This is a genomic window from Pseudomonas citri (genome assembly GCF_025336485.1).
GTDB lineage: Bacteria > Pseudomonadota > Gammaproteobacteria > Pseudomonadales > Pseudomonadaceae > Aquipseudomonas > Aquipseudomonas citri.
The window spans coordinates 1-13836 of sequence record NZ_JAODAB010000043.1 but is presented as its reverse complement, the minus strand read 5'-3'; the positions used below and the strand labels follow the sequence as shown (position 1 = coordinate 13836).

Here is a 13836-nt window from a genome sequence, read left to right as displayed (position 1 = left end):
GCGACCGACTAAAGTGTTACGGTCACGTCGCGGTGTCGAATGTTCTCAAAAAACAGATGGATTGTTCCAGATAAATATTAATGGTTGTACACGATGTGGGTGATGTCAGCCTGTGGGAGCAAAGCCCTTTGCCACCGGACATGTGTGGCGTGCCTATACTCTTTCTTCCCCCCACAAGAGGACTGCGCCATGGACCACCTTGTCATCACCGTTTTCGCCCCGGACAAACCCGGGCAGGTCGAGCGCATTGCCGATTGCATCGCCGAGCACGGCGGCAACTGGTTGGAGAGTCGCATGTCGCGCCTGGCCGGCCAGTTTGCCGGGATCCTGCGCCTTAGCGCCCCGGCCGAGTCCCATGAAGAATTGATCGAAGCGCTGCATGGTCTCTCTACCCACGGTATCCGTGTGTTGATCGCCGAGACTGCGATCGAAGAGGCCTGCGCCTGGAAACCCATCGCCATGGAGCTGGTGGGCAATGACCGCCCCGGCATCGTGCGGGACATCACCCGGTTGCTGAGCGAGCAGGGTGTGAACGTCGAGCGGCTGGTCACCGATGTCCGGCCGGCGCCGATGAGCAGCGAGCTGCTGTTTCACGCCGAGGCGATCCTCGGTGTGCCCTTGACCCTGTCGCTGGACACTTTGCAGGCGCGTTTGGAAACCTTGGCCGATGAGTTGATGGTGGAGCTCAAGCTCAGCGACGAGGCGTGAGGAAGGTTATCCAGGAAAAAACTGCGCCTGCCTGTGGATAACCTGTAGAGACCTCGCTGCTGCCCAGGCCCGCCGGGGCTCAGCGAGGAATGCTCAAAAAATCACCAGTTTTCAAGGGCTTGTGCACAAACGGCGGGGATCACGCTGTGGATAACCTTGGGAAGGATGAGCGTAGGCCACGTTCGACGTGGCCTGCAGAAGGTTGTGCGTTTTTTGATCAGCTGCGCCGACGCAGGCTGATCACGGCGTCGATGCTGTACACCGCCAGGCCGGCCCAGATAAACAGGAACGCCACCAACGTGCTGGACGACAGGTGTTCACCGAACAGCAGCACGGCGAGCAATAGCACCAGCGTCGGCGCGATGTATTGCAGGAATCCCACGGTGGTGTAGGGCAAATGCCGCGTCGCGGCGTTGAAGCACACCAGCGGGACCAGCGTCACTGGGCCGGCCGCCACCAGCCACCAGGCTTCGGAGGTGGTCCAGAATGAGGCCTGGGCGCTGTTGGCCGCCGGGTTCAACAGCAACCAGGCGATGGCGATCGGCACCAGCATCCAGGTTTCCACCACCAGCCCGGGCAAGGCCTTGACCGGTGCCTGTTTGCGGATCAACCCGTAGACACCGAAGGACAGCGCCAGCGCCAGTGACACCCACGGCAGGCTCCCCACCTGCCAGACCTGCTGCGCCACGCCGACCGCCGCCAACCCCACTGCCAGCCACTGCATGCGTCGCAGCCGCTCGCCGAGAATCAACATACCCAACAATACGTTCACCAGCGGGTTGATGTAGTAGCCCAGGCTGGCTTCGAGCATGCGCCCATTGTTCACCGCCCAGACGTAGGTCAGCCAGTTGGCCGCGATCAGCGTGCCACTCAGGGCCAGGATCGCCAGGCGGCGCGGATTGTCCCGCAGTTCCTGCCACCAGCCCGGGTGTTTCCACACCCCCAGCAGCACTACGCCAAACAACGCCGACCACAGCACACGATGGATGATGATCTCCACGGCCGGCACGCTGGCGATGGCTTTGAAGTAGATTGGGAACAGACCCCAGATGATGTAGGCGCTCAGGCCCAGGATGTACCCGCGGCGCGGGTTGGCGGCTTGCATGCGAAGTCCTTGCTTAGGCAGCTAACAAAAAAGCGATTGTAAGAAGATTTGCCTGATTGTGCTGCGAACTTTGTGAACAATCGCAGCCTGTTTCTGTGGAGCGAGCAGAGATTGCAGCGGCCATCAGAACAGCTTCAAAGGCTCTTCGTCGAGCGCTGCCAATTGCTCTCGCAGCGCAAGGATATGGTCGCCCCAGTAGCGCTCGCTGCCGAACCACGGGAAGCTGCGGGGAAACGCCGGGTCGTCCCAGCGCCGCGCCAGCCAGGCGCTGTAGTGCATCAGGCGCAGGGCCCGGAGTGGTTCGATCAGCGTCAGTTCGCGCGGGTCGAAGTCGTGGAATTCGTTGTAGCCGTCCATCAATTCCGACAACTGCCCCAGGCAGTCCTGGCGATCGCCGGCGAGCATCATCCACACGTCCTGCACCGCCGGGCCCATGCGGCAGTCGTCGAGGTCGACGATATGGAAGACCTCGTCGCGGCACATCATGTTGCCGGGATGGCAATCGCCATGGATGCGGATGTTCTGGTGAGGCGTCGCGGCGTAAATCTCTTCCACACGCTTGAGCAGGTCCCGGGCGACCGATTCGTAGGCCGGCAGCAGGCTGCGGGGCACGAAATCGCTTTGCAGCACGGTGGCCAGCGAATCGTGGCCGAAGTTTGTCACGCCAAGGGTTTCCCGGTGCTCGAACGGGCGACTGGCGCCCACCCCATGGAGGCGACCGAGCAATTGCCCGAGGCGATAGAGCTGGTCGAGGTTACCCGGCTCCGGCGCGCGCCCGCCACGGCGGGGGAACAGGGTGAAACGAAACCCGGCGTGCTCGTGCAGGCTGATGCCGTCGTGGACCAGCGGCGCAACCACCGGTACTTCGCAATCGGCCAGTTCGAAGGTGAAGCGGTGTTCTTCCAGGATCGCTTCGTTGCTCCAGCGCTGAGGGCGATAGAACTTGGCGATCAACGGCTCGGCGTCTTCGATGCCCACCTGGTAGACGCGGTTCTCATAGCTGTTGAGGGCCAGCACACGGGCGTCACTGCGCAAGCCGATGCTCTCGACGGCATCGAGCACCAGGTCGGGGGTGAGGGTTTCAAACGGATGGGACATGCTGACTCCTGCGCAGCGGCAGGCTGCCGCGTCCGGGTCCAGCATGGTAGCGCAAAGCACTCCGGATTTGATCGGTGAGACTTGTGGCGAGGGGATAAATCCCCTCGCCACAAAAGCGGATGTCAGGCGCCGATGATCCCGCCGTCTTCCCGGGTAATCACCATCACCGACGAGCGCGGCTTGCCGTTGGGCAGGTGCTCGGGGAAGGTCGAGCCGCCGTTTTCCCCCGGATGCTGGATGCCGACGAACAGGGCTTTGTGGTCCGGCGCGAAACTGATCCCGGTGACTTCGCAGCCCACCGGCCCGACCATGAAGCGGCGGATTTCGCCGCTGTTGGGGTCGGCGCAGAGCATCTGGTTGTTGCCCATGCCGGCGAAGTCCCCGGTGTTGCTGGTGTCGCCATCGGTGAGGATCCACAACCGGCCAGCTTGGTCGAAGCCCAGGCCATCGGGACTGTTGAACATGTTCTGCGCATTGACGTTGGACGAACCGGCCTTCGGCGTTCCAGCGTGTACCGTCGGGTTGCCGGCGACCACGAACAGGTCCCAGTCGAAGGTGTTGGCGGCGTGGTCGTCGCGGTCGGTGCGCCAGCGCAGAATCTGCCCGTAGACGTTCTTGGCCCGCGGGTTGGGGCCGTCCACTGGCTGGCCGTCTTCACCGCGCTTAGCGTTGTTGGTCAGGGTGCAATAGACCTGGCCGTCCTTCGGGCTGACCACGATCCACTCCGGACGGTCCATGCGCGTGGCGCCCACGACACTGCCGGCCAGGCGCGCATGGATCAGCACTTGCGCCTGGTCGGCGAAGCCGCCGCTGGCGTCTAGGCCATTCTTGCCGTGGGCCAGCTCGATCCACTGGCCCTTGCCTTTGGGGTGGTCCGGGTTGCCGTCGCCGGCATCGAAGCGGGCCACGTACAAGGTGCCATGGTCCAGCAGGTTCTGGTTGGCCTTGGCGTTCTTGTGATTGATGCGCTCGCGGCTGATGAATTTGTAGATGAATTCGCCACGCTCGTCGTCGCCCATATACACCACGGCGCGGCCGTCGTTGGTCTGGGCCAGGGCGGCGTTTTCATGTTTGAAGCGGCCCAGGGCGGTGCGTTTGGCCGGGGTGGATTGCGGGTCGAACGGGTCGATCTCCACGACCCAGCCATGGCGGTTGAGTTCGTTGGGGTTCTTCGCCAGATCGAAGCGCGGGTCAAACAGGTGCCAGTTGATTTCACGGCTGGTGACGGTGGCGCCGTAGCGTTTCTGCGCCGCGTCGAACTGCAAGTCGGCCTGGCTGCTGCCAAAGCAGTCGGTGAAGTTTTCTTCGCAGGTCAGGTAGGTGCCCCACGGCGTCATGCCGTTGGCGCAGTTCTGGAACGTGCCCAACACCTGCTTGCCGCTCTTGTCGGCCTGGGTCTTCAGCAGGTCGTGACCGGCGGCCGGACCACTCAGGCGAATCGGCGTATTGCCGTGGATCCTGCGGTTGTAGCGCGATTCCTGGACGAACTGCCACTGACCGTCGCGGTGCTGGACTTCGATGACCGATACGCCTTCGCTGGCCTGGGCCTTGTGCACGTCTTCGGCCGACTGCGGCTGGCCGCCGTGGGCAAAGAGGTAGCGGTAGTTGGTGTATTCGTTGTTGATCGCCATCAGCGCCCGGTTGTTGTCGCCGGGGAAGGGGAACAGGCTCATGCCGTCGTTGTTGTCGCCGAATTGCACTTCCTGCGCGCGAGCGGTGCCGTTGCCGCTGGGGTCGAAGGCCGGGGCATTTTTCTGCAATGGCTGGCCCCAACTGATCAGCACCGAGGACGTGTAGCCCGGCGGTAGCGTGAGGGTATCGGTGGTGGCGGCGGCGATGCTGTCAAAGCCCAGCAACTTGCTGTTGCCCTCGCTCACGGCGGCGGCCAGGACGCTGCGGCTCAGCAGGTTGCCACCCAGGAACATCGCTGCACCGCACAGGGCACCGGCGCTGATAAAGCCACGACGGCTCAGGCCGACGATCTTTTCCAGGTCGGTGGATTGGTTTTCTTCTAATAGGCTCATTTCAGGCTCCCTGCTGGTTTGGCAGTCACCTTAAAGTGGGTCGATGACACTAATGTTTCAGTACGCTACAGCGGTGTACCGAGCAGCACGTTCGTCGGCGAAAACGCCACTTGCACCGCTGAGCCGGTCTCCAGCGCTCGTTCGCGCAATTGCAGCGGATCGGCCAGCGCGCACAGTGTCTGGCCATTGGGCAGGCCGATGCGCACTTCGCTGGGACCGCCTTCGGCAGCAGCCACCTCCTCGATCACTCCTCGCAAGACATTGGTGTCCGACAGTACCGGTTGCTCGATGGCGTACAGTTGCAGCCAGCCGGCCTTGATCAACGCCACCACTTCGGTGCCGGTGTCCAGCTCCAGGCGCAGCGTGCTGTCATGGGTGATCTGCGCCTCGATGACCAGGCCTCGGGCCAGCTCCAGGCGCACCCGGTCGTTGTGACCCTGGGCCTCGATGCCGACGACTTTGCCGTGCAGTTGATTGCGGGCGCTGGTGCGCAGCATCAGGCGGCTGAGCAGGCCCAGGTCCGCAGCGTCTTCGCTGGCTTCGAGCAGCTGTGCCTGCAAGGTTTGCAGACGCTGGTACAGGCGCAGCACGCGCTGGCCTTCCTCCGACAGCCTGGCGCCGCCACCGCCCTTGCCACCGACGCTACGCTCGACCAGCGGTCGCTCCGCCAGGTTATTCAACTCATCGATGGCATCCCACGCCGCCTTGTAGCTCAGGCCCGCACTCTTGGCGGCACGGGTGATCGAGCCTTGTTCGGCGATGTGCTGCAACAGGGCGATGCGTTGTGGTCGCCGGACGATGTGCTGGGTCAGAAGCGTGGGCAATGACATGACAAAAAACTGCGTGCAATGAAGGATGGACCGACGTTGGCGCGTTGGCCCCGGCGCGTCAAGCGGACTCACCGGGTTTCGGCGTGCGGGCCAGGCAATACACATCGACGCGCGCGGCGCCGGCGTCGAGTAGCAATCGGGCCAGGGTCTGGGCGGTGGCGCCGGTGGTGAGTACGTCGTCGACCAGCGCCAGGTGCTGCCGGCGTACGCTCGCGTCGGGCGCCAGGGCAAAGACGTGGCGCAGGTTTCGGCGTCGGGCCTTGGCGTCGAGGGCTTGCTGGGCGGGGGTGTCCTGGGTGCGCCGCAGCAGGTGTTCATCACAGGGGATCTGCAACGGTTTGCTGAGCCAGCGGGCAAGCATCGCCGCCTGATTGAACCCGCGCTGGCGCAAGCGGCGTGCCGCCAGTGGCACCGGTACCAATAGGTCGGGTCGCTCCAGGCCTTCATCGAAGTGATGTTGCAGCGAGTCGACCAACAACTCGCCCAGCAGTCGACCAAAAGGCCATTTGCCCTGGTGTTTGAACCGGGTGATCAGACTGTCCACCGGAAAGTCGTACGCCCACGGCGCCAGGACTCGCTCGAAGGCCGGTGGCCGCGTGGCGCATTGACCGCAGCGCAAGCCGGCCATGGGCAGTGGCAGCGCGCAGACACTGCACTGATCGCCGAGCCAGGGCAGCTCGCTTTCACAGGGCGTGCAAATGGGCTGCGGCGTGTCGGTGGCTTCGCCGCACAGCAAACATGATTGTTCGTTTTTTAACCAGATGTAAACCGGGCTTTTGTAGTGTGGTTGACAGCGCATGACTCTTCCTTAAATATGCCGAACATCCGTGTCGCGCCTGTGGGTATTGCATGTCCCCAGGTGCCAGCCAAGCATAATCAAGGAAACGCCCATGAGCGCCAGCACCACTGCCACCCTGCGTCATGACTGGTCTTTGGCCGAAGTCAAAGCACTCTTCGTCCAGCCGTTCAATGACCTGCTCTTCCAGGCGCAGACCGTGCACCGCGCGCATTTCGACGCCAACCGCGTCCAGGTCTCCACGCTACTGTCGATCAAGACCGGCGCCTGCCCGGAAGATTGCAAATATTGTCCGCAGTCCGGCCACTACAACACCGGGCTGGATAAAGAGAAGCTCCTGGAAGTGCAGAAGGTTCTGGAAGAGGCCGCGCGCGCCAAGGCCATCGGTTCGACCCGTTTCTGCATGGGCGCGGCGTGGAAACATCCGTCGGCCAAGGACATGCCTTACGTGCTGGAGATGGTCAAGGGCGTGAAGGCCATGGGCCTGGAAACCTGTATGACCCTCGGTCGCCTCGACCAGGAGCAGACCCAGGCGTTGGCCCAGGCCGGCCTGGACTATTACAACCACAACCTCGACACCTCGCCGGAGTTCTACGGCAGCATCATCACCACCCGCACCTACAGCGAGCGCCTGCAAACCCTGGCCTATGTACGTGATTCGGGCATGAAGATCTGCTCCGGCGGCATCCTCGGCATGGGCGAGTCCCTGGACGACCGCGCCAACCTGCTGATCCAACTGGCGAACCTGCCGGAGCACCCGGAATCGGTGCCGATCAACATGCTGGTGAAAGTCGCCGGTACGCCGCTGGAGAACGCCGAGGACGTCGATCCGTTCGACTTCATCCGCATGCTTGCCGTTGCGCGGATCCTGATGCCCAAGTCCCACGTGCGCCTGTCCGCTGGTCGCGAAGCGATGAACGAGCAGATGCAGGCCCTGGCGTTCCTGGCCGGTGCCAACTCGATTTTCTACGGCGAGAAACTGCTGACCACCGCCAACCCGCAAGCCGACAAGGACATGCAATTGTTCGCGCGCCTGGGCATCCAGCCCGAAGCTCGCGAGGAGCATGCCGACGAAGTGCACCAGGCGGCGATCGAGCAGGCGTTGGTGGAACAGAAGAGCAGCGAGCAGTTCTATAACGCCGCTGTCTGACTACTCACCGATTCCCGGATTGGAATGCAAGACCCTGTGGGAGCGAGCCCGTGGGAGCAAGCTTTGCTCCCACGGGCTCGCTCCCACAAGGGGCTTTAGCCAGTCTTTAAACAGTTGAGGCCTGCATGCCCTTCGATCTCGCCGCACGCCTGGCTGCCCGTCGTGCCGAAAACCTCTATCGCCAACGCCCGCTGCTCGAAAGTCCCCAGGGACCGGAAGTGGTCGTGGACGGTCAACCGCTGCTGGCGTTCTGCAGCAACGACTACCTGGGCCTGGCCAATCACCCGCAAGTGATCGAAGCCTGGCGCGCCGGCGCGAGCCGTTGGGGCGTCGGGGGTGGTGCTTCCCATCTGGTGATCGGCCACAGCGGTCCTCATCATGCCCTGGAAGAAGCCTTGGCCGATCTGACTGGCCGTCCTCGCGCTCTGTTGTTCACCACCGGCTACATGGCCAACCTTGGCGCGGTCACCGCGTTGGTGGGGCAGGGCGATACGGTGTTGGAAGATCGCCTCAACCACGCTTCGTTGCTCGACGCCGGGCTGTTGTCGGGCGCACGTTTCAGCCGTTACCTGCACAACGATGCCAGCAGCCTGGCCAGTCGCCTGGAGAAAGCCACCGGCAATACCCTGGTGGTCACCGACGGTGTGTTCAGCATGGACGGCGATATCGCCGACTTGCCGGCATTGGCTCGTGAAACCAAGGCCAAGGGCGCCTGGCTGATGGTCGACGATGCCCACGGCTTCGGCCCGTTGGGGGCCCATGGCGGCGGGATCGTCGAGCATTTCGGCTTGAGCCAGGAAGACGTCCCGGTACTGGTCGGCACCCTGGGCAAAGCCTTCGGCACTGCCGGGGCCTTTGTGGCCGGCAGCGAGGAACTGATCGAGAGCCTGATCCAGTTTGCCCGTCCCTACATCTACACCACCAGCCAACCGCCGGCGCTGGCCTGCGCCACGCTCAAGAGCCTTGAACTGCTGCGCAGCGAGCATTGGCGGCGCGAGCACCTGCAAGTGCTGATCCGCCAGTTCCGCCAAGGGGCGGCGCAGATTGGTCTGCAATTGATGGACAGCTTTACGCCGATCCAGCCGATCCTGATCGGCGATGCCGGGCGTGCGATGCGCTTGTCGCAGATGTTGCGCGAGCGAGGGCTGATGGTCACCGCGATCCGCCCACCTACCGTGCCGGCCGGCAGCGCCCGTTTGCGCGTCACCCTGACCGCCGCTCACAGTGAAGCCCAGGTGCGACGTTTGCTCAGTGCACTGGCCGATTGTTTTGCCCAACTGGGAGCGGAGCCAAGCCATGCGTGATCGACTGATATTGCTCCCCGGTTGGGGGTTGGGCGTTTCACCGATGGAGCCCCTGGCGGCGGCGTTGCGAGGGCTCGATGAACACCTGCGGGTGGAAATCGAGCCGCTGCCGGCGCTGACCTCGAACGATCCCGATGAATGGCTTGAGGAACTGGACGCGAACCTGCCCCAGGATGCCTGGCTCGGTGGCTGGTCCCTGGGCGGCATGTTGGCCGCGGAGTTGGCGGCGCGTCGGGGCGAGCGCTGTTGCGGCCTGTTGACCCTGGCGAGCAATGCCTCGTTCGTGGCCCATGAACAATGGCCGAGCGCGATGGCCGCTGAAACGTTCGAAGGCTTTCTTGCTGGCTGCGCGGCGGATCCACGCCAGACCCTCAAGCGTTTCAGCCTGTTGTGCGCCCAAGGCTGCGCTGACCCGCGCGGGTTGTCGCGGTTGCTGCTGGCCGGGGCGCCGAGTACTTCGCCCGATGTGCTGATGGCAGGCCTTCAACTGCTGGCGCAGCTCGACACCCGCGCCGCGTTGCAACGTTTTCGGGGGCCGCAATTGCATCTGTTTGCCGGCCTCGATGCGTTGGTGCCGGCCGAAGCGGCGGGTGAATTGCTGGCGTTGTTGCCGGATGTCGAGATCGGCCTGGTCGAACAGGCCGGCCATGGATTCCTCCTGGAAGACCCGCACGGTGTCGCGGGGGCGATCCAGGCTTTCTTGCATGAGTCCGGCGATGACTGATCTGTCCCTTGCCAAAGTCCCTGGCGCCTTGCCCGACAAGCGCCAGGTGGCGGCCTCGTTTTCCCGGGCGGCGACCAGCTATGACAGTGTCGCCGAGCTGCAACGTGACGTTGGCCAGCAGTTGCTCGGGTGTTTGGCGCCTTCGTTCATGCCAGGCCGTTGGCTGGATCTGGGCTGCGGCACCGGTTATTTCACCCGGGCCCTGGGCACTCGTTTTGGCGAGTCATCCGGCCTGGCGCTGGATATCGCCGAAGGCATGCTCAACCACGCTCGTCCCCAAGGCGGCGCGGCGCATTTTGTGGCGGGTGACGCGGAGCGGCTGCCGTTGCAAGCGGCGAGCTGCGACCTGGTGTTCTCCAGTCTGGCGGTGCAGTGGTGTGCTGATTTCGCCTCAGTGTTAAGCGAGGCTCATCGCGTATTGAAACCGGGTGGGGTGTTTGCCTTTACCAGCCTTTGCGTTGGCACCTTGCATGAATTGCGCGACAGTTGGCGTCAGGTCGATGGCCTGGTGCATGTCAACCGTTTCCGCGAGTTCGAGACGTATCGGCAGCTGTGTGCGGCCAGCGGACTGGACGTGGTCAGTCTTGAAAATCGCCCTCATGTGTTGCATTACCCTGATGTGCGTAGCCTGACCCATGAATTGAAGGCCCTGGGCGCTCATAATCTCAATCCGGGGCGGCCAGGTGGCTTGACCGGGCGGGCGCGGATCGTGGCCTTGATCGAGGCCTACGAACAGTTTCGACAGGACCAGGGGCTTCCCGCCACTTATCAGGTGGTCTACGCCGTGTTGGAGAAACCGCTATGAGCCAGGCTTATTTCATCGCCGGCACCGACACTGATGTCGGCAAGACCACGGTGGCCACCGGCCTGCTTCACGCGGCGCGCCAGGCAGGCCTGAGCACCGTCGCCGGCAAGCCGGTGGCGTCCGGTTGCGAGGTCACGCCCAAGGGGCTGCGCAACGCCGATGCCTTGGCCTTGTTGGCCGAGTGTTCGGTGCCACTCGAGTATGCGCAGGTCAACCCGCTGGCGTTCGAACCGGCGATTGCGCCTCATCTGGCCGCCCGGGAAGCTGGCGTGGCGTTGACGGTGCAGTCGTTGCTGGGGCCGATGCGCGAGCTCCTGGCGTTGAACGCCGATTTCACCTTGATCGAAGGCGCGGGTGGCTGGCGTGTACCGTTGGCCGATCAGGACAACCTCTCGGACCTGGCCATGGCGTTGGGCTTGCCGGTCATCCTGGTGGTGGGTGTGCGCCTGGGTTGCATCAGTCACGCCCTGTTGACCGCCGAGGCCATCGCCCGGGACGGCCTGCAACTGGCCGGGTGGGTAGCGAACATCATCGAGCCCAAGACTTCGCGCCTGGAAGAAAACCTCGCCACCCTGGCCGAGCGCCTGCCGGCGCCATGCCTGGGACGCGTTCCGAAAATCAAAGGGGTGACCGCCGAAAACGTCGCCGCGCATTTGCATCTGGACCTGTTGGACTGAAAGGCCGAGCTAAGGTTTTGGCTATGACAAGGCACTGTGCCATTAGTGTTTTTGTCGGGCCTTTTCTCAGGGCTTCTGGTTCAATGTGGGCTGTCGAATCTTCAAAAAACGAGCCCTGTCATGCAAATCTCAGGAAGTACCGCGTTTTATGCCGGTCTGAGCACTGTTCAGACAGGACAGAACCGGGTCGATCAGGCCGCCGGCGAGATCGCCAACAACACCATCGAGCGTTCGGCCACCAGCCAGTCGTCCGAAATACAAGCCGATCGTCTGCGCGCGGTAGACCGTAGCCAACAGTCCGACGTGGCCGCCAGTATGGTGGAAATGGCCCAGGGCAAAATCCAGCTGCAACTGGGCGTGAAAGTGGCCAAGGCGTCCGACGAAATGCTCGGTACCCTGATCGATACTTTCGCCTGACGAGCCCCTTGATCGGTAATAGCGCCGCGCTTGTTCGCGGCGTTTTCGTCTCTGGCGTTCGCTTTGCTCAACTAATCTTTTGTGACGTGTAGCGTGGTTTTTTCACCGCGATGGGCTTGCTCGTGCCTGATGCTTTCCTGACCCGATGACGAATGGCAAAAGATCGGTGCTTGACAAGATTTGGGCGTAAACGTATGTTTCAAACAGCTGTTTGACCGCCACAACAAATCCTCGCGGTCGTTCATTCCCGGGTACATCAAGAGGTTTATCGCTATGCCTGACTACAAGGCCCCCTTGCGTGATATTCGCTTCGTTCGTGACGAACTGCTCGGCTACGAAGCGCACTATCAGAGCCTTCCGGCTTGCCAGGATGCAACTCCGGACATGGTTGACGCCATTCTCGAAGAAGGCGCCAAGTTTTGTGAGCAGGTGTTGGCACCGCTGAACCGCGTGGGCGACATCGAAGGTTGCACCTGGAGCGAATCCGGTGTGAAAACCCCGACCGGCTTCAAGCAAGCCTATAAGCAATTCGTCGAAGGTGGTTGGCCAAGCCTGGCCCACGACGTCGAGCATGGTGGCCAAGGCCTGCCGGAATCCCTGGGCCTGGCGGTCAGCGAAATGGTCGGTGAAGCCAACTGGTCGTGGGGCATGTACCCGGGCCTGTCCCACGGGGCGATGAACACCATTTCCGAGCATGGCACGCCCGAGCAGCAAGCGGCCTACCTGACCAAGCTGGTCTCCGGCGAATGGACTGGCACCATGTGCCTGACCGAACCGCACTGCGGCACCGACCTGGGCATGCTGCGCACCAAGGCCGAACCACAGGCTGATGGTTCCTACAAAGTCACCGGCACCAAGATCTTCATCTCGGCCGGTGAACACGACATGGCCGACAACATCGTCCACATCGTCCTGGCGCGCCTGCCGGATGCACCGGCCGGTACCAAGGGCATTTCGCTGTTCATCGTGCCTAAGTTCCTGCCTAACGCCGACGGCTCCATCGGCCAGCGCAACGCGGTGAACTGTGGTTCGATCGAACACAAGATGGGCATCCACGGCAACGCCACCTGCGTGATGAACTTCGACGCGGCCACCGGTTTCCTGATCGGCCCGGCGAACAAGGGCCTGAACTGCATGTTCACCTTCATGAACACCGCACGTCTGGGCACCGCGCTGCAAGGCTTGGCCCACGCCGAGATCGGCTTCCAGGGCGGCTTGAAGTACGCCCGCGACCGCCTGCAAATGCGTTCCCTGACCGGCCCGAAAGCGCCAGACAAGGCCGCTGACCCGATCATCGTGCACCCTGACGTGCGTCGCATGCTGCTGACCATGAAGGCCTTCGCCGAGGGTAACCGGGCGATGGTCTACTTCACGGCCAAGCAGGTCGATATCGTCAAGTACGGTGTGGACGAAGAAGAGAAGAAGAAAGCCGACGCATTGCTGGCGTTCATGACCCCGATTGCCAAGGCGTTCATGACCGAAGTCGGCTTCGAGTCGGCCAACCATGGCGTACAGATCTATGGCGGCCACGGTTTCATCGCCGAGTGGGGCATGGAGCAGAACGTTCGCGACAGCCGTATCTCGATGCTGTACGAAGGCACCACCGGTATCCAGGCCCTCGACCTGTTGGGTCGTAAAGTGCTGATGACCCAAGGCGAAGCACTCAAGGGCTTTACCAAGATCGTTCACAAGTTCTGCCAGGGCAACGAAGGCAACGAAGCGGTCAAGGAGTTCATCGGGCCATTGGCGGCGCTGAACAAGGAATGGGGCGAACTGACCATGAAGGTCGGTATGGCGGCCATGAAGGATCGCGAAGAAGTCGGCGCGGCCTCGGTGGACTACCTGATGTACTCCGGTTATGCCTGCCTGGCCTATTTCTGGGCCGACATGGCGCGCCTGGCGGCGGAAAAACTGGCGGCTGGCACCACCGAAGAAGCCTTCTACACCGCGAAGCTGCAAACCGCGCGCTTCTATTTCCAGCGCATCCTGCCACGTACCCGCACCCACGTGGCGGCCATGCTGTCGGGCGCCAATAACCTGATGGACATGAAAGAGGAAGATTTCGCGCTGGGCTACTAAGCCTTACGCGGTTCTCCACAAGCCGCTGCTTCTTCGGGAGCAGCGGTTTAATGAGATGGTCACCCCCACACCCTGCGAGGGCTACGCTTTCGCAGGGTGTTTTGTTTTCGGAGGCCATC

At 62.7% G+C, this 13836-nt stretch carries 13 protein-coding genes; 8 read left to right on the top strand and 5 right to left on the bottom strand.

What is annotated here, in order from left to right; translation table 11 throughout:
- Positions 1-189 precede the first annotated feature (189 nt).
- On the top strand, positions 190-708 hold the full coding sequence (locus N4Q37_RS26975) for a glycine cleavage system protein R (protein WP_260963233.1): 519 nt from the start codon (positions 190-192) through the stop codon (positions 706-708).
- 217 nt (positions 709-925) lie between these two features.
- On the opposite strand, the gene rarD is transcribed toward N4Q37_RS26975, so the two are convergent.
- The 5 genes from rarD to N4Q37_RS26950 all read right to left on the bottom strand — a co-directional run bounded on the left by rarD (position 926) and on the right by N4Q37_RS26950 (position 6564).
- On the bottom strand, positions 926-1813 hold the full coding sequence (rarD, locus tag N4Q37_RS26970) for an EamA family transporter RarD (protein WP_260963232.1): 888 nt from the start codon (positions 1811-1813) through the stop codon (positions 926-928).
- A gap of 123 nt (positions 1814-1936) precedes the next feature.
- The gene (locus tag N4Q37_RS26965; protein ID WP_260963231.1) at positions 1937-2911 is read right to left on the bottom strand and encodes a serine/threonine protein kinase; all 975 of its coding nucleotides are present in this window, start codon (positions 2909-2911) and stop codon (positions 1937-1939) included.
- A gap of 122 nt (positions 2912-3033) precedes the next feature.
- A complete protein-coding gene (locus N4Q37_RS26960; RefSeq protein WP_260963230.1) occupies positions 3034-4935 on the bottom strand; it encodes a PhoX family protein in 1902 nt (633 codons plus the stop codon).
- Positions 4936-5000: 65 nt separating this feature from the next.
- Entirely contained in the window at positions 5001-5765 is a 765-nt protein-coding gene (locus N4Q37_RS26955; RefSeq protein ID WP_260963229.1) for a TOBE domain-containing protein, read from the bottom strand.
- 58 nt (positions 5766-5823) lie between these two features.
- Entirely contained in the window at positions 5824-6564 is a 741-nt protein-coding gene (locus tag N4Q37_RS26950; protein ID WP_260963228.1) for a ComF family protein, read from the bottom strand.
- A gap of 91 nt (positions 6565-6655) precedes the next feature.
- Here N4Q37_RS26950 and bioB point away from each other — a divergent pair, with 91 nt between their 5' ends.
- From bioB to N4Q37_RS26915, 7 genes are all read left to right on the top strand, one after another.
- Positions 6656-7711 carry a biotin synthase BioB gene (bioB, locus tag N4Q37_RS26945; RefSeq protein WP_260963227.1) on the top strand — a complete coding sequence of 352 codons (1056 nt, stop codon included), beginning with the start codon at positions 6656-6658 and terminating at the stop codon, positions 7709-7711.
- A gap of 125 nt (positions 7712-7836) precedes the next feature.
- Positions 7837-9015: an 8-amino-7-oxononanoate synthase gene (gene bioF / locus N4Q37_RS26940; RefSeq protein WP_260963226.1), complete on the top strand. Its 1179-nt coding sequence runs from the start codon at positions 7837-7839 to the stop codon at positions 9013-9015.
- Entirely contained in the window at positions 9008-9739 is a 732-nt protein-coding gene (locus N4Q37_RS26935) for an alpha/beta fold hydrolase (RefSeq protein WP_260963225.1), read from the top strand. Before bioF ends, N4Q37_RS26935 begins: the two co-directional genes overlap by 8 nt.
- Entirely contained in the window at positions 9732-10544 is an 813-nt protein-coding gene (gene bioC, locus N4Q37_RS26930) for a malonyl-ACP O-methyltransferase BioC (RefSeq protein ID WP_260963224.1), read from the top strand. Before N4Q37_RS26935 ends, bioC begins: the two co-directional genes overlap by 8 nt.
- Positions 10541-11221, top strand: coding sequence for a dethiobiotin synthase (gene bioD / locus N4Q37_RS26925; protein ID WP_260963223.1), 681 nt, complete (start codon positions 10541-10543; stop codon positions 11219-11221). The genes bioC and bioD overlap by 4 nt, the downstream gene beginning before the upstream one ends.
- A gap of 120 nt (positions 11222-11341) precedes the next feature.
- The gene (locus N4Q37_RS26920) at positions 11342-11638 is read left to right on the top strand and encodes a pyrroloquinoline quinone biosynthesis protein PqqE (protein WP_260963222.1); all 297 of its coding nucleotides are present in this window, start codon (positions 11342-11344) and stop codon (positions 11636-11638) included.
- Between the two features lie 273 nt (positions 11639-11911).
- Positions 11912-13717, top strand: a complete 1806-nt coding sequence (locus N4Q37_RS26915; RefSeq protein ID WP_260963221.1) for a phenylacyl-CoA dehydrogenase — start codon at positions 11912-11914, stop codon at positions 13715-13717.
- Positions 13718-13836: the final 119 nt, after the last annotated feature.

Coding starts and splice junctions, on each gene's coding strand:
- N4Q37_RS26975 (WP_260963233.1), top strand. CDS start 190: ATGGACCACCTTGTCATCACCGTTTTCGCCCCGGACAAACCCGGGCAG.
- rarD (WP_260963232.1), bottom strand. CDS start 1,813: ATGCAAGCCGCCAACCCGCGCCGCGGGTACATCCTGGGCCTGAGCGCC.
- N4Q37_RS26965 (WP_260963231.1), bottom strand. CDS start 2,911: ATGTCCCATCCGTTTGAAACCCTCACCCCCGACCTGGTGCTCGATGCC.
- N4Q37_RS26960 (WP_260963230.1), bottom strand. CDS start 4,935: ATGAGCCTATTAGAAGAAAACCAATCCACCGACCTGGAAAAGATCGTC.
- N4Q37_RS26955 (WP_260963229.1), bottom strand. CDS start 5,765: ATGTCATTGCCCACGCTTCTGACCCAGCACATCGTCCGGCGACCACAA.
- N4Q37_RS26950 (WP_260963228.1), bottom strand. CDS start 6,564: ATGCGCTGTCAACCACACTACAAAAGCCCGGTTTACATCTGGTTAAAA.
- bioB (WP_260963227.1), top strand. CDS start 6,656: ATGAGCGCCAGCACCACTGCCACCCTGCGTCATGACTGGTCTTTGGCC.
- bioF (WP_260963226.1), top strand. CDS start 7,837: ATGCCCTTCGATCTCGCCGCACGCCTGGCTGCCCGTCGTGCCGAAAAC.
- N4Q37_RS26935 (WP_260963225.1), top strand. CDS start 9,008: ATGCGTGATCGACTGATATTGCTCCCCGGTTGGGGGTTGGGCGTTTCA.
- bioC (WP_260963224.1), top strand. CDS start 9,732: ATGACTGATCTGTCCCTTGCCAAAGTCCCTGGCGCCTTGCCCGACAAG.
- bioD (WP_260963223.1), top strand. CDS start 10,541: ATGAGCCAGGCTTATTTCATCGCCGGCACCGACACTGATGTCGGCAAG.
- N4Q37_RS26920 (WP_260963222.1), top strand. CDS start 11,342: ATGCAAATCTCAGGAAGTACCGCGTTTTATGCCGGTCTGAGCACTGTT.
- N4Q37_RS26915 (WP_260963221.1), top strand. CDS start 11,912: ATGCCTGACTACAAGGCCCCCTTGCGTGATATTCGCTTCGTTCGTGAC.